The 23,904-nt window shown below is 49.4% G+C and carries 17 protein-coding genes; 6 read left to right on the top strand and 11 right to left on the bottom strand.

The annotated features are described in order from the left end of the window. Positions 1-20 precede the first annotated feature (20 nt). The 4 genes from gnd to PHG53_01500 are packed head-to-tail and all read right to left on the bottom strand — an operon-like array spanning position 21 to position 4,761. A complete protein-coding gene (gnd, locus tag PHG53_01485) occupies positions 21-1,472 on the bottom strand; it encodes a decarboxylating NADP(+)-dependent phosphogluconate dehydrogenase (GenBank protein MDD5380298.1) in 1,452 nt (483 codons plus the stop codon). Between the two features lie 41 nt (positions 1,473-1,513). Continuing rightward, positions 1,514-2,596 (bottom strand): sugar kinase, encoded by a 1,083-nt coding sequence (locus PHG53_01490; protein ID MDD5380299.1) that lies wholly within the window; start codon positions 2,594-2,596, stop codon positions 1,514-1,516. A gap of 24 nt (positions 2,597-2,620) precedes the next feature. Beyond that, entirely contained in the window at positions 2,621-3,895 is a 1,275-nt protein-coding gene (locus PHG53_01495) for a lactate racemase domain-containing protein (protein ID MDD5380300.1), read from the bottom strand. Positions 3,896-3,942: 47 nt separating this feature from the next. After that, positions 3,943-4,761, bottom strand: a complete 819-nt coding sequence (locus PHG53_01500; GenBank protein MDD5380301.1) for an SDR family oxidoreductase — start codon at positions 4,759-4,761, stop codon at positions 3,943-3,945. Between the two features lie 160 nt (positions 4,762-4,921). Here PHG53_01500 and PHG53_01505 point away from each other — a divergent pair, with 160 nt between their 5' ends. Continuing rightward, positions 4,922-6,256 carry an MFS transporter gene (locus PHG53_01505; protein MDD5380302.1) on the top strand — a complete coding sequence of 445 codons (1,335 nt, stop codon included), beginning with the start codon at positions 4,922-4,924 and terminating at the stop codon, positions 6,254-6,256. Between the two features lie 11 nt (positions 6,257-6,267). On the opposite strand, the gene PHG53_01510 is transcribed toward PHG53_01505, so the two are convergent. Beyond that, positions 6,268-7,797 (bottom strand): YifB family Mg chelatase-like AAA ATPase, encoded by a 1,530-nt coding sequence (locus PHG53_01510; protein MDD5380303.1) that lies wholly within the window; start codon positions 7,795-7,797, stop codon positions 6,268-6,270. A 193-nt stretch (positions 7,798-7,990) separates the two neighbouring features. Here PHG53_01510 and PHG53_01515 point away from each other — a divergent pair, with 193 nt between their 5' ends. Beyond that, positions 7,991-9,109, top strand: coding sequence for a DegT/DnrJ/EryC1/StrS family aminotransferase (locus PHG53_01515; GenBank protein ID MDD5380304.1), 1,119 nt, complete (start codon positions 7,991-7,993; stop codon positions 9,107-9,109). Between the two features lie 49 nt (positions 9,110-9,158). On the opposite strand, the gene PHG53_01520 is transcribed toward PHG53_01515, so the two are convergent. Together PHG53_01520 and PHG53_01525 are read right to left on the bottom strand one after the other, a co-directional pair. Next, on the bottom strand, positions 9,159-10,334 hold the full coding sequence (locus PHG53_01520) for a hypothetical protein (GenBank protein MDD5380305.1): 1,176 nt from the start codon (positions 10,332-10,334) through the stop codon (positions 9,159-9,161). Between the two features lie 2 nt (positions 10,335-10,336). Then, positions 10,337-10,873 (bottom strand): sigma-70 family RNA polymerase sigma factor, encoded by a 537-nt coding sequence (locus PHG53_01525; GenBank protein MDD5380306.1) that lies wholly within the window; start codon positions 10,871-10,873, stop codon positions 10,337-10,339. Positions 10,874-11,124: 251 nt separating this feature from the next. Between PHG53_01525 and PHG53_01530 the strand changes: the two genes are divergently transcribed. Continuing rightward, positions 11,125-11,382, top strand: coding sequence for a hypothetical protein (locus tag PHG53_01530; protein MDD5380307.1), 258 nt, complete (start codon positions 11,125-11,127; stop codon positions 11,380-11,382). A gap of 118 nt (positions 11,383-11,500) precedes the next feature. Here PHG53_01530 and PHG53_01535 read toward each other — a convergent pair whose 3' ends face one another. Then, complete coding sequence (locus tag PHG53_01535) at positions 11,501-12,217, bottom strand: DUF434 domain-containing protein (protein MDD5380308.1); 717 nt, start codon at positions 12,215-12,217, stop codon at positions 11,501-11,503. Between the two features lie 98 nt (positions 12,218-12,315). Between PHG53_01535 and PHG53_01540 the strand changes: the two genes are divergently transcribed. Beyond that, complete coding sequence (locus tag PHG53_01540) at positions 12,316-13,215, top strand: MBL fold metallo-hydrolase (protein MDD5380309.1); 900 nt, start codon at positions 12,316-12,318, stop codon at positions 13,213-13,215. A gap of 425 nt (positions 13,216-13,640) precedes the next feature. Then, positions 13,641-14,978: a thiamine pyridinylase gene (gene bcmE / locus PHG53_01545; protein MDD5380310.1), complete on the top strand. Its 1,338-nt coding sequence runs from the start codon at positions 13,641-13,643 to the stop codon at positions 14,976-14,978. 132 nt (positions 14,979-15,110) lie between these two features. Here bcmE and PHG53_01550 read toward each other — a convergent pair whose 3' ends face one another. Genes PHG53_01550 through PHG53_01560 form a run of 3 tightly spaced genes read right to left on the bottom strand, consistent with a single transcriptional unit; the run spans position 15,111 to position 20,818 of the window. Beyond that, positions 15,111-16,904: a tetratricopeptide repeat protein gene (locus tag PHG53_01550; protein MDD5380311.1), complete on the bottom strand. Its 1,794-nt coding sequence runs from the start codon at positions 16,902-16,904 to the stop codon at positions 15,111-15,113. 8 nt (positions 16,905-16,912) lie between these two features. Then, the gene (locus PHG53_01555) at positions 16,913-19,150 is read right to left on the bottom strand and encodes a tetratricopeptide repeat protein (protein MDD5380312.1); all 2,238 of its coding nucleotides are present in this window, start codon (positions 19,148-19,150) and stop codon (positions 16,913-16,915) included. A gap of 24 nt (positions 19,151-19,174) precedes the next feature. Beyond that, positions 19,175-20,818: a UDP binding domain-containing protein gene (locus PHG53_01560; GenBank protein MDD5380313.1), complete on the bottom strand. Its 1,644-nt coding sequence runs from the start codon at positions 20,816-20,818 to the stop codon at positions 19,175-19,177. A gap of 231 nt (positions 20,819-21,049) precedes the next feature. Between PHG53_01560 and PHG53_01565 the strand changes: the two genes are divergently transcribed. Beyond that, on the top strand, positions 21,050-23,707 hold the full coding sequence (locus tag PHG53_01565; protein ID MDD5380314.1) for a right-handed parallel beta-helix repeat-containing protein: 2,658 nt from the start codon (positions 21,050-21,052) through the stop codon (positions 23,705-23,707). Positions 23,708-23,904: the final 197 nt, after the last annotated feature.

Raw genomic sequence — 23,904 nt, forward strand, 5'->3', positions numbered from 1 at the left:
TGACTTTTTAATTGTTTCTTTTAAACCGTATAAGTTGACGCCGCTGTCTGGCCGCCTCGTCCGGTCCAGTTCGTGTGGAAGACCTGGCCCCTTGGCTTATCGACTCGTTCGTATGTGTGTGCGCCGAAATAATCCCGCTGTGCCTGCAGCAGATTTGCCGGCAGTCGCTCGTGGCGATAACCGTCATAATATGCAAGGGCCGAGCTGATGGCCGGCATCGGGACGCCGAATTTGACCGCCGCGGAAACAACCCGTCGCCAGCTTGGCAGTGTCTTCGTTACCGCTCTCTTGAAGAACGGGTCAATCAGTAAATTGACGAGGTTTGGATTTTTGTCGAAGGCCTTCTTTATATCGCCGAGGAATACCGAGCGTATAATGCACCCGCCTCGCCACATAAGCGCGATGCCGCCGTTATTTAAGTTCCACTTGTATTCCTTCGCCGCCGCACGCATCAGCTGATAGCCCTGTGCGTAACTTACAATCTTCGACGCGTAAAGGGCGCTTCGCAGGTCGTTGATGAATTTTTTCTTATCCCCTTTGAATTTCGCCTTCGGCCCTTTGAGAATTTTCGACGCTTCGACGCGCTCTTCCTTTATGGCCGAAAGACATCTCGCGAAAACCGCCTCGCCCACAAGCGTCAACGGCTGGCCTGCATCAAGGGCTGCGACAACCGTCCACTTGCCCGTGCCTTTCTGGCCGGCTGTATCAAGAATAGTATCAATAACCTCGTTGCCCTGTTCATCCTTGTATGCGAGGATGTCCCTTGTAATCTCGATAAGGTATGATTTCAGCTCGCCTTCGTTCCATTCTGCGAAAATCTGGTGCATTTCCTGATTAGATAGGCCCAATCCCTCTCTCATCATACTGTAGACTTCGCATATCATCTGCATATCGCCGTATTCTATGCCGTTATGCACCATTTTCACAAAATGTCCTGCCCCGTTTTCACCGACCCAGTCACAGCACGGGCTGCCGTCGTCTGTCTTGGCGCATATCGCCTGGAATATCGGCTTGACATGTGGCCACGCCGCCGGCGAACCGCCCGGCATAATCGATGGCCCTCGCAGCGCGCCTTCTTCTCCGCCGGAGACTCCCGTGCCGATATATAGCTTGCCTTTACTCTCGACATACTGTGTCCGCCGAATGGTATCGGGGAAATGACTGTTGCCGCCGTCGATTATGATGTCCCCGTTTCCAAGATGAGGCAAGAGCAGTTCGATAAAGTCATCTACCGCCTGCCCGGCTTTGACCATCAGCATTATCTTGCGAGGCGTCTTTAACGATGCGACAAACTCTTCGATTGTCTTGCAGCCGATGATTTTTTTGCCCTTAGCACGGCCGTTTATAAAATCGTCAACTTTTGAAACGGTGCGATTGAAACACGCGACCGTAAATCCTTTGCTTTCCATATTAAGTATCAGGTTTTCACCCATCACCGCCAGACCCACCAGACCAATATCTGCTTGTGCCATTGTGTTTTTCCTCGATTCTTAAATTGCCTTTGATTTTCTGATTATCTCTGTATTCGCGCCGAACCGCCGCCGGCAAATGCCTTTACCTGGTCTAACGTAACCATCGTAGTATCGCCGGGTGTGGTTGTTAAAAGCGCTCCGTGCGCCCAGCCCATTTTCACCGCTTCTTCCGGTTCGAGACCTGCCAGAAGGCCATAGAAGAAACCGGAAGCGAAACCGTCCCCGCCGCCGACCCGGTCATATACGTCAAGCTCTGCCGTCGGCGCCTGATGTGTTTTCCCGTCTATCCACGCGACCGCGCTCCAGCTGTGCCGGTTGCTCGAATGGACCTGACGCAGCGTAGTCGCCAGAACTTTAATCTGCGGATGTTTCTTGATGACTTTGTCTATCATACTGATAAATGCGCTTGGGTCCAGTTTGGATTTAGCCGCTACTTCCGGCCCAGGCATACCCAGCCCCATTTGCAAATCTTCTTCGTTGCCGACGAGCACATCGACGTTTTTCACGATGCGGTCGAGAACCGCGACTGCCCGCTCGTGACCGCCGGATATGTTCCACAGTTTCGCCCTGTAATTAAGGTCGAACGATACAATAGCGCCTGCTTTCTTCGCGGCCTGCATTCCTTCGATTATCACGTCGCTCGTCGTCGGCGAAAGCGCAGCAAAGATTCCGCCGCTGTGGAACCATCGCACGCCGCCGGCAAAAACGGCCTTCCAGTCGAAATCGCCGCTTTTAAGTTGTGCTGCCGCTTCGTTGCAGCGGTTATAAAATACCACCGGCGCCCGCACTCCGCCGCCGCGGTCGCTGTAAACAGTCGCCATATTAGGCCCCTGAACGCCGTCATGTTTGAAATGTTTATAAAAAGGCTTAACGCCCATCATTCGCACCCGCTGTGCAATCAAATCGCCGAGTGGATAATCTACCATCGCTGTTGCTATACCGGTGCGCATCCCGAAGCAGTCCGACAGGTTCGCCGCGACATTAAATTCTCCGCCGCTGACGTGAATATCAAATCTCGTCGCTTTTCGAAATGGCACAATCCCTGGGTCGAGCCGGTTTACCATCGCGCCCAGCGATACGATATCCAGCTCGCCCTTCTGCGGAATATTAAGTCCGTACTTCATTACATCTTCCTTTCTGCGTATAAATTATGACTGTTTAAATTTTTCTCTCCACGACCATAATCCAAGGCCGGGATTGGAAATAAAAAATATCTCTTCGCCGCCGACGGGATTAAACCCGTCTTTTAATTTTTGCAGGTTGTATTTTTCCATCATCTTTTTCATATCTGCGTATTTGAAATTAACAGATTCGATTTCCTGTTTTGAAACTTTGCCCGGACAATACGTGACCGAAAACCGTCCTTCCGACGAGCCGTGAATTAAGTGTGCCGCGGCGCTAAGATTTTCTTTCAGGTCATCATTCTCCTTTGTAAGTTCAAGCACCCTCGGCGTTCCCACGTAGCCGTATTTTCTTATAAGCCTGTCAATTTGCGGGTCTTCTCCGAACTCGGCCAGCCCCGGCGCCAGAACAATCAGTTCGCCGCCGTCGGCTATCGCCATTCGTGTCCGGTATATACTTTTGTTTCCGAGCCACGTGCTTTTATACTCTTTTGGGCTTAGATAGACCACAACTTTTTTAAGCGGCTTATCCAGCATCTGGAAATTAACTTCGAGAGACAGCTTCGCCGCCAAATTGAAGCACTCGATATCATCTCCTACAAATAGCCCGCGTATCGCGAGCTGTCCGTTATCCGATGTGCCGACGACTGTGTGAACATAAACAACAGGTAAGTCCTTTGCGAAATGGTCGCAGGCATAATTTATAACTCTTCTCACAGGCGAATCAGCTCTGCCCATTATATTTTCCATCCCATATACCGCGCCTAAAAAATGGCTCTTGTTTATTCCCTCTGCTCCGCCTGCCCCGACAAAAATATTTTTGTTATAACTGGCCATCCCGATGACTTCGTGCGGGACTACCTGCCCTATGGATAGTATCAGGTCGAATCCGCCTTGCGCAATCAGCTTATTTGTCGCGGCGGGCCAGTCGTAATCTACCAATCCGCCGCTTACCTCTTTAACATAATCAGCCGGAACTCTGCCGAGTACCGTTAAATCGCCCCGGAAATTGTGATTTCTAAAAAGACCGTGTGGCGTATCTGAAAACATCACGTTGATTTCATCATCCGTCATCGGGTAATGTGTGCCCGTTGCAGGCAGAATGTCCGTAAGCTTATCTTTGTAGTATTTCCACGCCAGGTTTGTAATCTCCCCGGCCCGCGAATGAAATCGGGTAATATCAGGCGGGACCGCTAAGACCTTCTTTCTCGCCCCGAGCTTCTCAAAGGCGGCAAACAGCCCCTCCCGCAGGTCTTGCGCCGATAAACTGTCTCCTTTATGTCCTCGTTTGAAATACAGCATCTTTTTGTTTTTATCTTTTGACTTAAAAAACCTTGGTGTCTTTGTGGCTATACACCACTGAAGGCAGAGAACCCGCCATCGACGGGGACAACTATGCCGGTAACGAATTTCGCCGCGTCACTTAACAGCCACAATGCCGTTCCAACCAATTCATCCGGCTGGCCGAACTTACCCATCGGCGTATGTTCGATTATTGTTTTGCCGCGGGCGGTCAGTTGGCCGCTTTTTTCCTCAGTCAATAGGAATCGGTTTTGCTCTGTCAGGAAAAACCCAGGCGCAATCGCGTTGACACGGATGTCCTTCGAAAAGTTCTGGCACATATGCACCGCAAGCCATTGTGTAAAATTACTCACGGCCGCCTTTGCTGCTGAATACGCGGCTATTTTAGTCAATGGCCGAAAAGCATTCATACTGGAGATATTCAATATGATGCCGTTGTTGTTCTCCGCCATTTCTTTGCCGAAGACTTGCGACGGCAGCAAAGTGCCGATGAAATTCAGCTCGAAAACAAACCGGATAGCCTCCGCCGGCAAATCAAAAAACGGCATCTCAGGCGAAGTCGTCGCTTCCTTCTTATTCCCGCCTGCGCCGTTGATCAAAAAATCTATTTTGCCGAATTTGTCATTCACTTCTTTTTTGGCGGCTTCCAGGTCGTCTTTCTTGAGCACATTGCATTTGATGGCAATTGCTTCACCTCCGCCGGCCTTGATTTCATTGACTACTTTCTCAGCTGCTTCTTTTCCCAAATCCAGCACGGCGATTTTTGCCCCGGCTTTGGCCAGCGCTTTTGCCATCGTTCCGCAAAGCACCCCGCCCGCACCTGTAATCGCCCCGATTTTTCCTGTCAAATCAAATAGCTCTTTCATATTTCACCTTAATAATCAGTTTAATATGCAATTAAAATACTTTGTCAATGCTCGTATGTCAAGTTGCCCTTTCCGGCAAATCATTGATTATTATAGCTAACTCAGTACTATTGTAAGCTTTATAATTCGGAGTCATTTGATTAAAAAGAAAGTCAAAAAAATGGGTTTGCTTTCGTCTCTGCTGGCAGGCAGGGGGGCGAATGATATTTTTCGTTCGTTAAAACACAAAAATTACCGGCTGTTTTTTGGCGGCCAGAGCATCTCATTGATTGGCACATGGATGCAGAGAGTTGCCATAGGCTGGCTGGTGTATCGTCTGAGCAATTCTGTATTGGTCTTGGGTGTTGTCGCATTTGCAGGTCAAATCCCGGGTTTTCTTTTAACTCCGTTTGGCGGCGTGGCAGCTGACAGGTATAACAGGCATAAACTGCTTATTATCACTCAAATTCTGTCGCTGATACAGGCCGCCATCTTGTCGCTGCTTGTTTTAACCGATAGTGTCGCTATTTGGCACCTGGTTTTCCTGAATATTTTTCTCGGTACGATAAATGCCTTTGATATGCCGGTACGTCAGGCCTTCGTTGTTGAAATGATTGAAAAAAGGGAGGATTTAGGCAATGCCATTGCCTTGAACTCGTCTATGGTAAATACTGCCAAGATGTTGGGTCCCTCGATAGCCGGAATCCTCATCGCCGCAGTCGGCGAAGGTATGTGCTTTCTTCTTAACGCCGTCAGTTACTTGGCGGTGATTGCCTCTCTGTTTTTAATGAAAGTGAACAAAGTTAAAACCCAATCAAGCTCTACCACCGCCTGGCAGCAATTGAAGGGCGGATTTGTTTATGCCTTTGGTTTTGCGCCTATCAAATACATTATAGCGCTTCTGGTGTTAGTCAGCTTGACTGGAATGTCTTACATAGTTCTTATGCCCGTTTTCGCCAAAGATATTCTTCATGGAGGGCCTCGCACCATGGGGTTTCTTTTGGGTGCTTCGGGCATCGGTGCTTTAACAGGCGTCGTGTATCTTGCGGGAAGAAAAACCGTTTTAGGCCTGGAAAAAATAATAGCAATATCATCAGGGCTTTTTGGAATCGGGCTTATTTGCTTTTCCCTCTCCGCCTCGATATGGACTTCTATGTTTTTTATGCTGTTGGCAGGTCTTGGAATGATGGTGCAAATGGCGTCGTGCAACACTGTTTTGCAGACAATGGTGGATGATGACGTCCGTGGTCGGGTTATGAGCTTTTATATAATGGCTTTTATAGGAGTAATGCCGTTTGGCAGCCTGTTGGCCGGCGGTTTGGCGCACAGGATAGGGGCCGCGAATACGTTGTTGGTAAACGGTGCTTTTTGCATGCTGGGTTCTGTCCTATTTGCGATAAAAATACCGGCATTAAGAAAAATGATACATCCGGTTTATGCGAGAAAAGGTATTATTCCCGTGGTTACCAAAGGAATTCAGGCTGCGACAGAATTAAGTGTCCCTCCGGAAGACTAAATGAAGTGCGTTTATAATTTCCTGTCTAACTTCCGGTAGCTTATGGCCTCTGCAATGTGCTCACCCTGAATGTTTTCAGCTTGTGACAGGTCCGCTATCGTTCGGGCAACCTTGCAAATCTTATCGTGCGCGCGGGCGGACAGGCCTAACTCGGTCATCGCCTGCTTGAGCAGCATCTCGCAGGCCTGGTCAAGCTCGCAGAATGTGCGGACCTGTTTATGGCTCATCCTTGCGTTTGTCATAGGCTTGTCACTGCCGAACCGCTTCCCCTGGATAGCTCTTGCTTGGATAACGTCCTCTCTCATCGTGGCCGAATCAAGCTGGCCTGATTTACTGCGCAGCTTGCTGAAACTTATCGCGGGCACATCGATGTGAATATCGATTCTGTCCACCAAAGGCCCGGATATTTTTGACAGGTACCGTTCGATTTGCCTGGGTGTGCATTTGCATCTTCGCGCATCTGTGCCGAAATAACCGCAGGGACATGGATTCATCGCCGCGACTAACATAAACTTGGCGGGAAAGCGTATCGTGCCTTTGGCGCGTGAGACCGCAACGAATCCGTCCTCCAGCGGCTGGCGAATCATTTCGAGAATGTGTCTGGGAAATTCCGCAAACTCATCGAGAAACAATATCCCGAAATGTGCCAATGACAATTCGCCTGGCCGTGGGTTTGTCCCGCCGCCCACTAATGCCGGCCCGCTGGCCGTATGATGAGGTGCCCGGATAGGCCGGGTCGCCAGCAGCGCATTGCCTTTACCCAAAAGGCCCACGGACGAATATATACGGGTCGTTTCGAGTGATTCCTCCAGGCTCAGTCCGGGCAGGATTGTTGCTAATCTTTGCGACAGCATTGTCTTGCCTGCCCCCGGCGGACCTATCATCATTATATTATGCCCGCCTGCCGCCGCTATTGTCAGCGCTCGCTTGACGCTTTCCTGTCCCTTAACATCCGCAAAATCAACTTCATAATTCGATGCTGCGTCAAAAAGCTTGTCTATATCGACCGTAGTTGTCTCAAGTGCAAGCTGCCCCGAAAGAAAACTCGCCGCCTGCGTCAGCGAGCCGACGCCGTAAACTTCTACGTCGCTGACAACCGCCGCCTCTTCAGCATTCTCCATCGGAACAATCATTCGTTTAAAACCGTTTGCAGCAGCGGTCATCGCCATACTCAATACACCGTTGACTTCTCGAACGCGCCCGTCCAGGGCTAATTCACCGACGATAACAAAATCCTTTAATACAGTGCTGACCAAAGCGCCCGCGCCCGTAAGCATACCTAATGCGATGGGTAAATCGAATGCAGGTCCCACCTTTTTGACATCAGCCGGTGCCAGATTTATTAACGATTGGGTTTTGGGATATTTGTAGCCGCAATTGATAATCGCGCTCTTTACCCGTTCGGTGCTTTCTTTTACTGCGGCATCCGGCAGCCCCACGATTAGTGACTTCTCGAATCCGCCCCGTGCGACGTCGACCTCAACCTCGCAAATAACGCCGTCAATCCCAACCAGTGCTACGCTGTATAATCTGGCCAACATATCTTTACCCTGAATTTGTTATTATCGCTTTTCCCTGTCATTACCGCTTACGCGGGAATCCAAAAAGCCGCATTTTAAGGTCAACTCGCCACCGCTGCAAGAAAATCCTTTGATTTACCTCCCGCAGGCATTACAATACGAAAAAATGCACTTGTGCTCTTATGCACTTATGCTCTTTTGTAAGGTTTTTCTTATGCGTGTACATTTATCCCGGCCGGATATCACCGAAAAAGAAATCGAAGCGGTTTGTGAGGTGCTTCGCACCCCTAATCTTTCGCTCGGCCCCAAGGTCCCGGAATTTGAAGTTGCCTTCGCCAAATACATCGGCAGAAAACGCGCCGTTGCCGTCAATAGCGGCACAAGCGGCCTGTTTCTATGTGCCTCCGCTCTGGGAATCGGCCCCGGCGACGAGGTCATTGTCCCGCCCTTCACCTTCATCGCCTCCGCGAATACTATTATGATGACCGGCGCAAAACCTGTCTTTGTCGATATCGACCCGAAGACGCTTAATATCGACCCTACGAAAATCCAACCAGCAATCACCAAAAAGACCAAAGCTATTATGCCGGTCGAGGCATTCGGCAGCCCAGCCGACTTCGACAAAATCTGCCAAATCGCCAAAAAGAATAACCTAACTATCATCGAAGATAGCTGCGAAGCCCTTGGTTCCGAACTGAACGGCAAAAAAGCCGGCACCTTCGGAAAAATGTCGGCCTTCGCATTTTATCCGAATAAGCAAATCACCACCGGCGAAGGCGGTATTATTCTGACCGACGACGACGATTTGGCTGATATGTGCGTCTCCCTTCGCAATCAGGGTAGAGGAACAACGGGCGCCTGGCTCAGCCACGAACGATTGGGTTATAATTACCGCATCAGTGACATCAACTGTGCCCTCGGCATCGTCCAGCTTTCTCGAATCGACGAAATAAAAGCCAAACGCGCTGCCGTAGCGAAATGGTATCAGGAAATGCTCGCCGGCGACGACCGCTTGGTTGTCCCCACAGAACCGCCCGGCTGCGATATAAGCTGGTTCGTATTTGTTGTTCGGTTGGCCGGCAGCTTCTCCCAGAAACATCGCGATAAAGTTATCGAAGCGATGAAAGCCGGAGGCATTCAGGTCGCTGTCTATTTTACGCCCGTCCACCTCCAGCCGTTTATGGCCGAACAGTTCGGCTGCAAAAAAGGCGACTTTCCTGTTACCGAATCCGTTGCCGAAAGGACAATCGCCCTGCCTTTCTACAACAACCTGACAAAAGACGACATCGCCCTCGTCTGCGACGAGCTTCGCAAGGCAGTCAGCCATTTATAAAAAAAACGCCGCCGGGTAAATACCCGGCGGCGTATCTTAGTTGCGATGATTACTTCGGCAGTTGGTCTGCTTTAACGTCTTCGACGTGCAAATCACCGTAAATAACGCGATAAGTCTCCGCTCCCTTAGGCTGATACCAGAATATCGCCTTTTCAGCGTCGCCGAGTTTCACGCCGCCACCGGCATAGTGCAGGTCGCAGTTGCTTCCTGCGATGACTTGGAAGAACATCAATCCTCTCCCAAAGGTCATACCGATGTGCGTCCCTTCTTCCGGGGATAGATTTAATTGATCGAGTTTTTCTGTGAAAAGAGAGGTAACTTTAAGGTAGCCTTCTGCGGTGAGGGTTTCGGGGAAACTACCATCGCGAAGAATCTCGGCCCATGTACGCAAGCTTTCAACGAAGTCCTCCTCGGTGAATTGGTTCATTTTATATTCCATATTGCCCAGCGTGTAACCGGCAGGCGGCTCCATACTGACAAGCGATTCATCGACCGGCACATCAAACTCGATGTTCTTGATTATGGCAGACAACTGGCCAAAAAGCACTTCGATGCGGACAGGCTTGGCCGTAACCGGGTCAGCCCATATCGTAAGCTCTTCATTTTTGCTGCGGACCATAAATCCGATGGCCTTTTGACCGTCAATCTCCCGCTGTCCGAGTTCCTCTATCGGCCAATCGGGATGTTTTTCTATGTCATTAACGATATTACGGACAAGCCCGATGATGTTTTTTGTCCCTTCCTGAATCATACCGCCAATGTCCATATACATAGCGCCTTTGTGCTTTGGGTCTAATGTGAGCATCTTGGCGTTATCGAGGTCCATTACCATGATAGTATCGATGTTCGATAATGTTCTTCTGATTCTGTTGCCGACAACTATATCGTGAACGACAATCCCAGTTTCCTCTTTGCCCATAACGAAATCGAAAACCACCGTGCGGGCGTTAAGTATCGGCTTAATAACATCCGCAAATGTCACCGTCCCGCCGAAAAATTGACTAACGCCTGCTATTACAGCTATAACTATCACCGCAGCAGCGGCTAATTTTGTTGTTCTGTTCTTCATAATGGTTCTCCATATATTCGGCTTCTCAATAGCCGGTTGTGTTTCTGTTTGCTCGTGTGCCTTCAATGCGTCGGCTAAAATTTGCTCCCGCAGTTCGGCGCCGGCTGTAAAATTCATCTTCTTAATCGTATTTTCTATGTTCTCTGACGGCCTCATTTTTACACCTCATCATTTAACATTGACCGCAGTTTATCTAATCCGTATCGATATCGGCCCTGAACGGTATTGATTGACTCGCCCTGCAATTTTGCTATCTCTCTGAATCTCATCCCGCCTTTCAAATGCAGGACCACCGTTTCGCGCTGCTCGTATGGCAGTTCGGATACCGCCTTGTTCAGCCGTTGCGATAACTCATCGCTTATTATCGCCTTTTCGGGATGGTCTCGTTCAGAGATAGCAATGGCGGCCTGATTCAGCCTGTCCCGTTGGCGCACGTCTCTGCGAATCTGGTCGCGCGCCTGATTCACAACACAGGTTGTCAAATAGCTTTTAAGGTTTCCTCGTTGCCTGAAATTTCCCCGCGAGGATGCGAGCCGAACAAAGACATCGTGCACAATGTCTTCGGCAGTATTGAAATCACTCGACAGGCCTATCGCCAGCGTCAGCAGATAATCCAGGTATTTCTCATAGATGCGGCAAAACGCCTCTTTACTGCCTTGTCTGAACCGCCATTTCAAAATTTCATCTTCTATCATCCGGCACCGGTTGAACTACTTGATAACAGCTGCTGTTTACCAATAACACGCTTATACTTCTTGTTTTAGTATAAATAAAGTTTGATTTTATTCACTAAAAAGTGCAGGGGAAAAACGCCGCCTCAAAAACCCATTTTTTCATTCATTTTCTATTTGGCATCTGTGGTTTTGTATCTTAAGTTTAGTAATGAGGGATATAAGGACGGTCGCTGGAGAAACGGCCGATAATTCCTTTATACGGGGGGGATTTTATGTGGGGCTGGAGAGGTAAGCTCATATTCTTGCTGATAGTCTATTTCGCTGGTTTTGCAACCGCGATTTATTGCATTGTGCCCGTTTCCGATGAACACATCCGCCGGTCTTCCAACAGGGGCTTTGCACATTCAGCGGTAAAATCGGATGAGTTCGCAAAATCTTTTAACGTTAAAATGCACAAGTGCCTTGATTACAGCAAAGACGCTGCTAAGCGTATGAACACTTACCTGAAAGAAAAGTTTGATGATGGATAACGGATAAAGGCTTCTGAAAAGTACCTGATACAAGTCGGAGACAGGAGGGGGGCTTGTATATAATATTGGCCGTGGGTATCGGATACCTACGGCCACCCTTTGCGCAAATCTAACAAGGTTATGACAAATCTACCAGGCGGGCTTTGGGTACTTTCTCCTCGATAATCGCCCTCGCCAGATTGACCCATATCTTGCACCTATCGAGCACGACACTGTCACTGCTGGCTGCGATTAAGTCGGTCTTTATCAGTCTGGCGTCAGGGCTTGGCAAAAGTTCAATCTCCCAGTTCCAATTGTTTTTCTGTGCCAGCTTGCCGATCAATGTTTTCAGTCGCCCGCTGTTCGAGACCGGGCTGTCCAGCAGCCACAGGCAATTGCCCGCATTGTGCTCTTCCAGAAATTCACCTATGAGTCGCACAGCCGGTATCGTTTCGGCAACCTTGCGGTAGGTCCCGTGTATGCTTGCCAAATCCCGGAAGCAGCCGTCACGGCCCTTAAAAACAAAGGCGCCGCTCATCGCTGCTTCAATGGTTATCAGGACATTGTATCCGTCGATGGCTATGGGCTTTCCGCCAAGCTCGGCCAACTTAACCTCCCGGCTCTTTCGGCTTATTAGCTGCTGGTCCGAGCAGGCGCTTCGCATAATCGCTGTTCTCTGTCTTTCTGTAAGCGAAAACTTGTCTCCGACTAATTTAAGGGCGCTTTTTGCTGCGTAATCTTTTGTCAATAAAAGTGAAAAATCGGCAAGGGCCGACCGCAAATCCGAAATTACAGCCTCGGCAAATAATTTGGCGTCTGCCGGATGCGGCCCTCTGTGAGTTCGTTTATCGGGCATATTAAATTGACTATTTGCTACTAACTATTTACTATTGACGTCTGGTTTGTTTCTTAACGGTCGATTGTAAATCGTAAATTGTAAATAGTCAATCACTAATGCCGAGCCATAACTTAGCGTATATCAAAATAGATGAGCTGGAAATCCTCGGCTATTCGGTCGCCGCCGAGGAGACCGTCGTCGCGATGCCGCAGTTGGACGTTTGCTTCGACATCGGCAAGGCCCCTGACCAGGTTATTCCCATAAACAATGTCTTGCTCACGCACGGGCATATGGACCACGCCGCCGGCATTGCGTATTATCTGTCCCACCGGAATTTTTGCGGCCAGTCGCCGGGAACGATTTTGGCCCCGGAGAATCTGCTGGGCCCGATGAGAGAAGTTATAGATGCCTGGTCTCGCCTGGACGGTAATAAAATACCTGCTAACCTTGTTGGCGTGAAACCAGGCGATGAGTTCCAGATAAAGCCGAATCTCTTCACGAGGGTATTTCCAACAAAGCACAGCAGGGGTTCTGTCGGCTATTGCGTAATTGAAAAGCGAAAAAAAATTAAACCAGAATACGCCGCCCTTACTGCCCCGCAAATCGTCGAGTTAAAAAAGCAGGGCGTTGAAATCGACTATCCCCTTGAGATTCCAATCGTTACTTACCTCGGGGACACCCAGTACGTCGATTTCTCCCAGCTCAATTACGTCGCCGACAGCAAAATACTTATCGCCGAGTGCACCTTCTATATCGACGAGCACGCCGACAGGGCGCTGGCGGGCCGCCATATGCATATCGCCGAGTTCGCCCAGTTAGTCAGCAAGCTCAACAATCAGCATATTATTATCACTCACACCACGCAGCGGACTCCTATGAGCGAAATCCGCAGGATGCTTAAGGAGACTCTGCCCGCCGGCATATACCGGAAGATTATTCTGCTGATGGACAGAATGCCAAAACAGCCTCGCAGGCTTTTGTACAAACCTGATGTGCAACGCCAGAGCGGCAATTGATAAAGTCCCTCAGGTTAACGCCGGAAAAAAGTTGAAAATACCCCGTAAACATGGGGTTGACAGAAAAGCACAATCGCGTCTAATACTTACGTATTGGAAAGAATATGCCAGTGATGCTGTAAAATGGCATTTGCAGAGGATTTCTCTGCTGGAAAACCGGGGGCAAATTTTAGAATGTGCGGACAGAGAGGACACCAAACAGATGTGCCTGTTATTAGCAGGGCAATAAAGGCCGTCATTCGTAAAACGCGAACTGTCGAAGTGATACACGCTCATATCCTGAACGTTGGCGGCCAAGGTATCAGGAGTCCTTGTTACCTCGTAGTCTGTTAAAAGTTCGGGATATTATGACAACACATAATCCGTACTAAGGTTACGTAAGAAGAGTAAAAATCAAAGTAAACTTTTTAATACAGGAGAATATTATGTTCCGGAAACGTTTTCTGCTATGTGTTTTTGTCGCGGTCTTAACGCAGTGGGTATCCATAGCCATAGCTGCCAGTCTGAATGTGGCGTTGTATCCCTATGTACCGCGCATTAAACAGTTCAGAACTGTTATAGAAGATGCTTGGAAGCAGGTTGAGCCCGATGTGCCAATCGTCTGGGTCGACGGTTGGGATGGCGGCTATAACAATAACCCGCAGGACAGTTACGACCTGTTTGTTTTCGATGCTACCTACCTTACCTATTTCAAAAATCAGGGCTGGCTTATGGGCCTGAATCAGGCTCAGGTTGACAATTTTGCCGATTTTCTGCCCTTTGCTAGGAACGGTGTACTTAAGGAGGATAAAGTCTGGGCCATTCCGCAGTTAGGCTGCACAGAGTACCTGATCTACAGAGGAAGCGACCAGTCTTTAACCAGCTCCGTTACTATGACCGAAGTCATTGCTGCCCTTACAAGATGTACCTACCACGCGGATACACCGCCGCCGACAGTTGGGTTGATGATTGACCTTTCCGGCGGTACGACAAATGCCATCAGTTATGTGAAGAGTCTGGAGGTGATAAACAATACCTTTCCGGTGCCACTGCCGGCCGGCACGGGTGATGTTAATATGACCGCTATGCGTAACCTGCGCACCATCTTGGCGACAGCCAGTCTGCGTAACGCCTGGTTCTCCGGCGGCGATGACTATCAGCGTGGACTTTGGTACGGCCAGAATCACGGCCGTGCCTATGTAGGTTTTTCCGAATCTTTGACGCGAATCCCTTCAGGGCAATTGCCCGCCCTGGCGATGAAGGTTATGCCCTGGGCCGACAACATAGCAGGTTTGCAGCACCCTCTCTTTTACTGCGATGCCATTGCTGTGAATCCGAAGACCTCACAGCGAGGAACCACTGACCTTGCCGTCAAGCTGGCAAATCTTATGGCCTCTGCCCCGGTCATTGTAAATTGCTTCAAGGCCCAGGGATCCGATGGGCCCCAGTATCTCACCCCGGTTCGCGCCACCGCTATGATGCAGCTTGCCTCTATGTATCCTATGTATGTCTCCATAAAGGCCGCCGTGGAAGCTGCAGGAGAACCAATCCTGCTTGATTTGGGCCCGAATGCAAAAACTTGGCTTGCCAGCATGAAAGACCCCATTAAGCACATGGTTATCGACGAACTGCAATGCTACTGTGACAAAACGGCTGGCCCTCCTATGGATAATGCAAAGGCCCAGACCGTTTGCCCGGGAGTGTGCGGCAGTGATAATTGGAATGGTCAGTGGACTAACATAGGCGACCATTCTGTTTGCGGTTGTTTCTGCGGACTTCATTGACCTTTTACGAATAACGCAGTATTAAAGATTGAACATAATACCAGCAGCGCGGATATATCCGCGCTGCTGGTAAATGTGCATAATAGAATTATCCTATTTATGGAAAAGAAACAAATAATCAGATTTCAGCGGCTATTTTTTATTTCTTCCAGCAGCTTCAATATCGGCCTGCTTCTTCAGGGCTATTCCCAGATTGTTAATCGCCGCCGGATTGTCAGGTTTAAGCCTAAGTGACTCATTGTAGTTTCGAATCGCAGGCTCATATTTGCCAATTAGCAGATATGCCAGCGCCAAGTCGTTGTATGCATCAGGCCAGTTAGGTTTCAGACGCAGAGCAGCTTCGAATAGCGGGACAGACTTTTCATACTCACCCTTTCGGGCGTAGCTTACTCCCAGAAGATATTGTACATCGGGATAGTCAGGTACAGTCCTCACCATCTCGGTAAACCAGGTGATTGCTTCGTTAAATTTCCCTTGTTCGAGAAGAACTTTTCCCTTGTGGCTGAGGGCCTTTAAGTACTCCGGATTAATTTGCAGCGACTTGTCAAACTGCTTGGCTGCTTCGTCGAGTTGGCCTGCGTTAAGCAGTTCCACTCCATAGTTGTCGTGCATTATGAAATTCTTTTCTGTCACCGCAAGGGTATGACCGAATAGCGTGCTGCTGTTCTGCCAGTAGCTTACTTGTTTGTGGGTACATATCATTAATATAGCAAGCACTATCCCCGCTGCTGTTCCCATCGCGAGTTTCTGATATCGCCTTTTGGCCAAAAGTTCACCTGCGCCCCACGCAGCCATAATAAAAATCCCTATCGACGGTAAATATGTATAACGGTCAGCCATTGCCTGTGCCCCCACTTGGACCAGCCCGATTACCGGCACTAAAGTTCCGAGATACCACAGCCATCCCGTTGCCAGATATCGTTGCCGTCGGGCAAGATAAATTACTCCTGCTGTTATAGCTGCCAGTAACACAAAACAAACTATCGGCTCCCACTTCGGCAGGCTGTCGGTCGGATGGGGATACAAAACCGCCAATCGCTTCGGATAAACCGTCTTAACCATATAGCTGACATAAGAAACAAGGGCGTTTGATATGCGGACATTTAAAGGGGCGGTCGTTATGCGAATGCTCGCGGGGACTGCTGCCGATATTTCTGTCGGCTTTCCCTTTTGTTGAACAGCGAAGGTAATTACGCTCAGAATCACTGCAAGAGCAAACAGAGGAATCTTTTCTTTGATTAGACTCCCGAGAGATGCCTTTTGGTAGCCGGCTTTTGCTGACTTGGATTTTGGCGAAATTCCCCCCTTGCTTTGGAACCTGTCCAGCGGCCACCAGTCAAGCAGAAGCAGTACAAAAGGCAGAGTCGCTGTCATTGGTTTCGACATTAGACCCAGACAAAGAAATAGAACTGCCAATAAATACTTTTTTATATCCGGTCGTTTTGCGTATCGCACGTAAGCGGCTATAGTCAGCATCCAGAAAAACCCGCTCAACACGTCCTTGCGTTCAGCTATCCATGCGACGGATTCAACATGCAGCGGATGCAAAGCGAAAACCGCTGCTACAAATGCGCTTTGCCAAATTCCCCCTGTCATCTTTTTCAAAATCCAGAATAACAGCAAGGTATTTGCTATATGAAAGAACAGATTGACTATGTGATGCCCCGCTGGCTTCAGCCCGAAAACCTGACAGTCCAGCATATGACTCAGCCACGTTAATGGGTGCCAGTTATTGCAGTAGCCGGTGGTAAATGCCCAGATAATTGAATTGCCACTTATGCCCTTATTAACATTTGGGTTCTCGGTAACATATAAATCATCATCATAGTTGACAAACCCGTTTAGGCGCACCTGCTCATACGCAATAAGCGTCGATGCAGCGAGTGCTAAGCTTATAAAAAACAAAACCTTTTTTTGCTTAATCATTTTACCCTTTATTTTTGCTGATACGGCTGGCCTGCTTTATAAAGCTCCAGCCGCTTTTGAATCTCATCTGCCAGCTCTTTTTTACCGCCGGCCTCGGCCGACTTGACCGCTTTCTCTGCGGTTTCTGCTGCCTCGTTGAATTTCCCCGCCGAAGCATAAGCAGCGGCTAACGTGTCCAGCAATTCGGCTTGCTCATATTTGGTAAGCTCGCAGGCATGTTGAGCAAGTTTTATAGCTTCAGCCGAATTCGCGATGCTCGTATCTTTCGTGGTTGCCAAAAACCAGCCGAGATTATTAAGCGCATCAATATTGTCTGGTTCTAATTGCAGTATCTTGTAGTAGTGCCCGATGGCCGGCAAAACTTGGCCCGCTTCGAGCAGAATACGGGCAAGACTGACTCGTGCCTCAACGTAGTTGGGGTCTAACCTTAGCGCCTCGGCGAATTGCTCAGCCGCCTGCTTGCGTTTGCCTTGCCGGATATAAACACCGCCGAGCTCATAGTGTGCCTCGGCCCACCCCGGTCGTATCCGCAAAGCTTCCTTAAGATGATTAACAGCGTCATCGTATTTTCCCTGCTCGGCCATCGCCACGCCCAGATTGTAATGAGGGTTGGCGAAATCAGGCTGCAGTTGCAGCGCCCTTTCCCATTGTTTTATTGCTTCATCGATTTTGCCCTGCTTTTTCAGGGCCGAGCCGAGATTATTTATGGCCTTGACATAATCCGGCTGTAGTCTCAATGCCTCCTTGTAGTGTCCGATGGCCATGTCAAGATTGCCTTTTTCAGCATAAGCCAAACCTAAATCGCTGTGCACCTTGTATACTTTATCGCTGGTTTTAAGTGACTCTGTAAAACACACAATAGCTTCGTCAATCTTTCCCAGATTGAGAAACGCTAAGCCGAGATTATAGCGCGCTTCAAAGTCTTCCGGCCTCAGCTTCAGTGCTTCTTTAAGGTGTGTGATAGATTCCTCAAACTGCCCCTTTTCGAGCAGCGCGTTCCCGTAGTTAGTTTGCATAACCTGATTATCTTCCGTCACCTCAAGCGCGCGTCCGAATAGAGTTAGACTGTTTTGCCAGTAGTGCATCTGCGTTCGGGTACAAATCAGCATCGCAACGAGTATTACGCTTGCTGTTATTCCGAGCACTGCATTTCGATATCGCCATTTTGCGGTAAGCTCGGCTGCTCCCCAGCTCACCATAATAAAGATTCCAATCAGTGGCAGGTAAGTATAGCGGTCGGCCATCGCTTGTAAGCCGACCTGGACCAGGCCGACGACAGGTACTAAAGTTCCGAGATACCATAGCCAGCCGACCGCGAGATAACGTCGTCGCCTGCCCATATAAATCACAATCGTCGATATGACCGTTAACATCACGGCAGAAACTATCGGTTGCCAAATCTGTAGTTTAAGCGGATGGGGATAAAAAACCGCCAGCCCGCTTGGGTAAATCATCTTGCCTATGTAGTTGATATAAGAAACAAGGGCGTTGGTTGTGCGGATAGTTACAGGTAATAAATCTGCCCCGGCCATAGCTCCTGTCCGTTGTTGAACAATGTATGTAACTAAACTTGATACTGCCGCGAGTGCAAACAATGGTATTTTTTCCGCAATCAAACGGCCCCACTTGCCCCGGCCTAAAGGCCACCAGTCCAGCAGAAGCAGAACAAATGGTAATGTCACCACCATTGGCTTGGATAATAGTCCCAGACTAAATGCCAGAACTACCGGCAGGTATCTTTTTATGCTGGGCTGTTCCGCATACCGCACGTAAGCTATCATAGTGAGCATCCAGAAAAAACTGCTCAATACGTCTTTGCGTTCAGCCGCCCACGCGACAGATTCAACGTGCAGCGGATGCAAAGCAAAAACCGCGGCCACGAAGGCGCTTTGCCAAATCGCCCCCGTCATCCTTTTTAAAACCCAGAACAGCAGCAAAGTATTCGCGATGTGAAAAAGTAGATTAATTATGTGATGCCCTGTGGGATTCAGCCCGAAAAGCCGGCAGTCCAGCATATGGCTAAGCCACGTCAGCGGGTGCCAGTTGTAAGCGTAAGGTGTGGTAAATGCCCAGCGGATTGACTCACTGGTTATTCCCCCGGTAACATTCGGGTTTTCAGTAACGTATGAATAGTCGTCATAGCCGACGAAGTCATTGTATCGAACTTGCTCATAAGCTATAACGGTGGTCAGGACTAATACCACGCAAATTAGAATGGCATAAAGTTTGTTGCGCTCTTGCTTCATCGGCAGAGGATTTGTTTTTTTTGTTTAGCCCACTGCTTTTCTTCTCACTTCTTTTTTGATTCGCTGGATATGTCCCCGGCCTAAGGCTTTTACTTCGCAGCCGAGTTCAAAATACCGCCGGATTTTCTCGTCGTCCAGTATGCCGAAACAGTCAATCACCGCTAAAGGTGCGCCTGCCCATTTAACTATCTTCTCCGGGTCGAGCTGCAAATATGGCTCGTGCCCGACAGCAAGTATAATTGCTTGGGCGCCCTTAAGCGCAGATGCAAGGTCGTGCTGAACGCGGATATTAACCAGCTCGTCCTGATTGCGGAAGAATCTTGCCAGCGAGTGTCCTGCTGACGGATATGTCTCCTGACTTTCCAGCTCATACCAGTGTTCGAGATATGGGTCGTGCACTCGCATCTCTGCTCCCATCTCGGTCAGCTTACGAACGATTATTTCCGACCCGCTGTAGCGGGTGTCGGCAACGTCCTGCCGGTAGCTGGCCCCGCACAAAAGTATGCGCGCTCCCGCTACCTGCCGGCCTATATTCCGAAGCGCGTCTCTCGCCAATGTCGCTGCGCGAAGGCCGCGGGTGTCGTTGATATCGATTGCCATCGGTGTTATCTTGAATATATCGTCATTGAAGCCGAGTATGTGTTTGTATGCCCAGTATCCTAAGCCGCCGTCTTTCGGCAGGCAGTACCCCCCGACGCCGGGCCCCGGAAATATCATGTTGCTGTGTGTTGGCCGGACCTTAATTGCATTTATGACCTTAATCAGGTCAACGCCGTTGCGCTCGGCAAACAAACTCCACTCGTCGAGAAATGCCAGTGTCGTCGCACGATAGGAATTTTCGACAATCTTTGTGGTCTCTGATTCGATCGGCCGGTCCATAACTGTCAGCGGAAATTTCTCTGTGTTGAGTACTTCCCGCAGAAATTTTTCGACGCGTTTTCTCGCTTCCGCGTTGCAGCCGGAACAAACCCGCCAGAAATCCCGTATCGATGAAACGTAATTCCTGCCCGGCATCACCCTCTCGAAGCTGTGCGCCAGAAGCGGCTCCGACTTTATGCCGCGCGCCGCAAATGCCTTCTTCATAATCGGCCAGGCCACGAACTCCGTCGTCCCGGGCGCAACAGTCGTCTCAATCAGTGTCAGGCATTTTGCCGACACCTTTTCGCTGATGGTTTTTATTGTCGCCTCCAGCGCGGCCATTTCCGTCCTGCCGGTCCGCATGTTGCCGAGGTCGTTCTTTGTATAATCGCACTGAACGTCCACCACCACGCAGTCCGCAAGTGTCAGGCAGTCGTCGTTGTAGGTGGCTACGAGCGTCTTCTTCTCCAGCACGCAGCGCTTTATCATCGGCTCGACCTCAGGGTCTTCCGCTTTCACAGGTGACAGCCCTTTGTTAAGCATCGGAATCTTCCAGTAGCTTCGTGGACTGGGACGCTGACAGCCGATGACAAACTTAGAGGCCTTGCCGCTTTTCTTATCGACGGTATCGGCGACAATTGCCGCCATCACCGCGCCGACAAAACCGACGCCCATCACTACGACGACTTCTTTGCCTTCGTCGCGCGCCGCCTTTGCCATGGACTCTATGCGTTTAAACTCTTTGACGTATTCGCCCTTTTCAGGCAGGGCAAACTTTTTACCTTCCGGACTTACTGAATGGTCGCTCATTGTTTAAACACCTCAAACTTATACTAAATCTTCTGCTCAAATTGGGCTTTATTAGCCCTCAAAAACGAATAGGACTTTATACTCTATTGACCGGAAAATTTCAATATAATTAAGTGCGTCCCCCGTCATTTAATCCTAATACCCCCATCCTGTTTGATTCCCCTTCTTTTTTCTTGACATTTCCGCCTAAAGCATATAACCTGTTCCGTATATATTTAGGAGGTCGCAAAAATGAGGAAGTTGGCATTTTCCGTGGTTTTCTTGGTAGGTTTGGGGGCGGCATTTCTAATTTCAGTTCCAATTGCATTTGCTGACCCGAATCTTATCGGCTGGTGGAACTTCGATGACGGCGGCGGCGATATCGCCGGCGACTCAAGCGGCAACGGCTACGACGGCACACTTGTCGGCGGCCCGACTTGGATTGCCGAGGGCAGCGGATATGATGGAAGCGGGTTTCTTGATTTTGACGGGACGGACGACTACGTCGATGTCAATTATGTCTCTGAAGATGCCTTTTTACTTCCGCGATACACGGTATCGATGTGGTTTCGTCGGGATACGGACAATGATGAGCGAAGCGTCTTTTCGCTTTTTAGACCCAACGCGGAGGGAAACTGGGACGACGCATGGCATGGAATGCTGATATCGCTTAACCGCGACGAGGCAGGCAGGATCCGTTATTCTCATCTGTTTCCTTTTGCGGCGGGTGGTGCCGCGGGCAGCACTTATAGTATTTATAGCACGCCCTACACATACGGCATCGGCCAGTGGCATCACATAGCAGCGGTAAGAGATTCAAATAACAGCAGATTGCTGTACGTTGACGGGGAAGAAGTGGGTTCAAATACACAGGACGTGGGTGCGTTTGATGAGCCGTTACGGCTATTCATTGGAGCAATAAGACCAGGTTACTTGAAAGCATGGGACGGTGCAATAGATGATGTCCGAATCTATAACCGCTCATTGTCACAGACCGAGATATTGCAGGTAATGAATAAGATTTTCATTATTGAAGGCACGCCGGTCACGGTGCCCGAAGGTTATATCGGATGGTTCCATATATCTCTTGCTTGGGAACCGGATGAGCCGGTAGAAGTTTCTGTGGCTCCCCTTTCAGGTGATACTGATATTACTGTCCTCTATGGCTCGACTCTGCATTTCGACTCAACCAATTACGCTGTGCCGCAATCGGTTATCCTTGTTGCAGCGGAAGATGATGATTATCTTAATGAGACAGCCGTTATCCGGGTAAGTGCAGTTGGTTATATTTCTGTTGATGTCGCCGCCATTGAAGCTGACAACGACCCAGTCCCGCCGGTTATTTATGTCGATGACGATGCCGATGGCGCCGATGATGGCTCAAGCTGGCATGATGCGTTCAATTATCTGCAGGATGCCTTGTATGCTGCGGCAAATACCGGCGGTGAAGCCAACAACATCAGGGTCGCTCAGGGTACATACGAGCCCGACCGCGGACAACACCAAACACCCGGCGATAGAACCGCCTCATTTGATTTGCAGTCTGGCGTAACCTTATATGGCGGCTTTGCCGGCCTTGGAATGCCCGACCCTAATGTCCGAGAACCGAATTTATACCAGACAATCCTCAGTGGCGACCTCGACGCTAACGATGTTTATGTAAACGACCCACGTGATTTAATTACTGAGCCGACAAGAGCCGAAAATAGCTACCACGTTGTAGTCAGCAGTTACTCCGATGCAACGGCTGTCATCGACGGCTTTACCATAACTGGTGGAAACGCCATGACCTCGTGGCCCTATGGCCATGGCGGCGGAATGTTCTGCTATTATAATGCAAATTGCACGGTCAATAACTGTACTTTTCTTGAGAACACCTCAAGATTCGGTGGAGGACTGGCTGGCAATTCAGGGTGCGATTATTTGCGCGTAACTGACTGCACCTTCTTACGAAACGCAGCAAGCAATAACGGCGGCGGGATAGATTTATATCAATCGCACTATGTGGTGCTGGCCGATTGCTCATTCATCGGAAACGTTGGCATCAGCACCGGCGCAGGTGGGATGTCAATTATTAATTCGAGTTCCCCGACACTAACCAACTGCATATTCGGCGAAAACTCGGCAGATGGCTACGCTGGTGGGATATTCAACAACGGCAGCAGCCCAACACTAACCAACTGCATATTCAGCGACAACTCGGCTCTCAATGGTGGTGGAGGTGGGATGTACAACGGCTACTACAGCAGCCCCACGTTGACCAACTGCACTTTCAGCGGGAACTCGGCGAATACCGAAGGCGGCGGAATGGTCAACGACTACTACAGCAACCCGAATATAACCAACTGCATACTCTGGGGCAATACCGCTCCAGCCGGGGCGCAGATATATAATATTGAGACAAGCTTTTCAGCTGTTACTTTTTCCGATGTTCAGGGCGGCTTCCCCGGCCTTGGCAATATCGATGCCGACCCCTGCTTTGTTGACCCTGCCAATGGTGATTATCATCTAAAGAGCGAGGGCTGGAGTTGGGACGCCGAACGCGACCGCTGGACCTATGATGATGTCACTAGCCGCTGCATCGACGCCGGCAATCCCGGCTCACCGCTCGGCGATGAGTCCCTTTCTGTCCCCGATGACCCGAACAATATCTGGGGACAAAATCTTCGCATCGATATGGGCGCCTTCGGCGGAACAGCCGAAGCTTCCATCCCGCCCTATGATTGGGCGATGCTTGCTGACTTGACTAACGATGGCCTTGTTGACTTGATTGATTTCGCCTATCAGGCCGCCGACTGGCTCAATTCCGCCGACAGCCAGCCGGGTGACCTCAGTCGCGATAGCTTGATTGGTATGGATGACCTTGCTTTGCTTGTCGAGGACTGGCTCACCCAAACCTCCTGGCATTAATGACAAAAAATTTCAATAGCTTTTACCCTTATTTTTAAATTTTGTAATTTGCCCTGCTTTGCAGCATTTTCCCGTACATTTGTACCAATTTCCCGTACATTTTTAGCAATTTGTACCACTTTTTCGACAACTCTTGTCCCCCATAGCCTAAAATAAAAGTTTAATTTATTTCTAAATCATTTATAATAGAGGGTTTA

Source organism: Phycisphaerae bacterium, from assembly GCA_028714855.1.
Lineage (GTDB): Bacteria > Planctomycetota > Phycisphaerae > Sedimentisphaerales > Anaerobacaceae > CAIYOL01.

What these genes read in the sequence shown, in the direction of transcription:
- gnd (MDD5380298.1), bottom strand. Translation starts at nt 1,472, where the DNA reads ATGGCACAAGCAGATATTGGTCTGGTGGGTCTGGCGGTGATGGGTGAA.
- PHG53_01490 (MDD5380299.1), bottom strand. Translation starts at nt 2,596, where the DNA reads ATGAAGTACGGACTTAATATTCCGCAGAAGGGCGAGCTGGATATCGTA.
- PHG53_01495 (MDD5380300.1), bottom strand. Translation starts at nt 3,895, where the DNA reads ATGCTGTATTTCAAACGAGGACATAAAGGAGACAGTTTATCGGCGCAA.
- PHG53_01500 (MDD5380301.1), bottom strand. Translation starts at nt 4,761, where the DNA reads ATGAAAGAGCTATTTGATTTGACAGGAAAAATCGGGGCGATTACAGGT.
- PHG53_01505 (MDD5380302.1), top strand. Translation starts at nt 4,922, where the DNA reads ATGGGTTTGCTTTCGTCTCTGCTGGCAGGCAGGGGGGCGAATGATATT.
- PHG53_01510 (MDD5380303.1), bottom strand. Translation starts at nt 7,797, where the DNA reads ATGTTGGCCAGATTATACAGCGTAGCACTGGTTGGGATTGACGGCGTT.
- PHG53_01515 (MDD5380304.1), top strand. Translation starts at nt 7,991, where the DNA reads ATGCGTGTACATTTATCCCGGCCGGATATCACCGAAAAAGAAATCGAA.
- PHG53_01520 (MDD5380305.1), bottom strand. Translation starts at nt 10,334, where the DNA reads ATGAGGCCGTCAGAGAACATAGAAAATACGATTAAGAAGATGAATTTT.
- PHG53_01525 (MDD5380306.1), bottom strand. Translation starts at nt 10,873, where the DNA reads ATGATAGAAGATGAAATTTTGAAATGGCGGTTCAGACAAGGCAGTAAA.
- PHG53_01530 (MDD5380307.1), top strand. Translation starts at nt 11,125, where the DNA reads ATGTGGGGCTGGAGAGGTAAGCTCATATTCTTGCTGATAGTCTATTTC.
- PHG53_01535 (MDD5380308.1), bottom strand. Translation starts at nt 12,217, where the DNA reads ATGCCCGATAAACGAACTCACAGAGGGCCGCATCCGGCAGACGCCAAA.
- PHG53_01540 (MDD5380309.1), top strand. Translation starts at nt 12,316, where the DNA reads ATGCCGAGCCATAACTTAGCGTATATCAAAATAGATGAGCTGGAAATC.
- bcmE (MDD5380310.1), top strand. Translation starts at nt 13,641, where the DNA reads ATGTTCCGGAAACGTTTTCTGCTATGTGTTTTTGTCGCGGTCTTAACG.
- PHG53_01550 (MDD5380311.1), bottom strand. Translation starts at nt 16,904, where the DNA reads ATGATTAAGCAAAAAAAGGTTTTGTTTTTTATAAGCTTAGCACTCGCT.
- PHG53_01555 (MDD5380312.1), bottom strand. Translation starts at nt 19,150, where the DNA reads ATGAAGCAAGAGCGCAACAAACTTTATGCCATTCTAATTTGCGTGGTA.
- PHG53_01560 (MDD5380313.1), bottom strand. Translation starts at nt 20,818, where the DNA reads ATGAGCGACCATTCAGTAAGTCCGGAAGGTAAAAAGTTTGCCCTGCCT.
- PHG53_01565 (MDD5380314.1), top strand. Translation starts at nt 21,050, where the DNA reads ATGAGGAAGTTGGCATTTTCCGTGGTTTTCTTGGTAGGTTTGGGGGCG.